At 45.0% G+C, this 400-nt stretch carries 1 protein-coding gene; it reads left to right on the top strand.

Annotation, left to right across the window (positions count from 1 at the left end; genetic code table 11):
* Nucleotides 1-26: 26 nt before the first annotated feature.
* A partial coding sequence (locus ACFIK0_RS09380) for a hypothetical protein (protein ID WP_375663907.1) occupies nt 27-400 on the top strand: 374 nt, incomplete at its 3' end.

Raw genomic sequence — 400 nt, 5'->3', positions numbered from 1 at the left:
TTCAACCCAGTCATTACGATCTATTCATAGACATTAACCGGGAACATAAAACAATTCAGGGTCAGACCACGATTACTGGTCATGCTAGTAACGCTCAAATTAACATTCATCAACGAGACTTAACGATTAAGTCCGTGAAAGTTGCTGATCAAGCGGTCGAATTCTCAACCAATAACGATGAGAATTCCCTGACGATTAACTTACCCGCTGCTGGTGAGGTGACCTTAACAATTGATTATTCAGCACCGTTAACTGATACCATGATGGGCATCTATCCCTCATACTATAAGTTGAATGGTGAGACCAAACAAATCATCGGCACCCAAGTTGAGACCGCGTTTGCTCGGCGAGCCGTCCCTGGCGTTGATGAACCGGAAGCCGAAGCTACTGGTAGGTTAGC

It is taken from the genome of Bartonella sp. CL63NXGY (genome assembly GCF_042194905.1).
Classification (GTDB): Bacteria; Pseudomonadota; Alphaproteobacteria; order Rhizobiales; family Rhizobiaceae; genus Bartonella.
The sequence above is the reverse complement of the archived record's forward strand: the minus strand, read 5'-3'. Positions and strand labels throughout refer to the sequence as shown.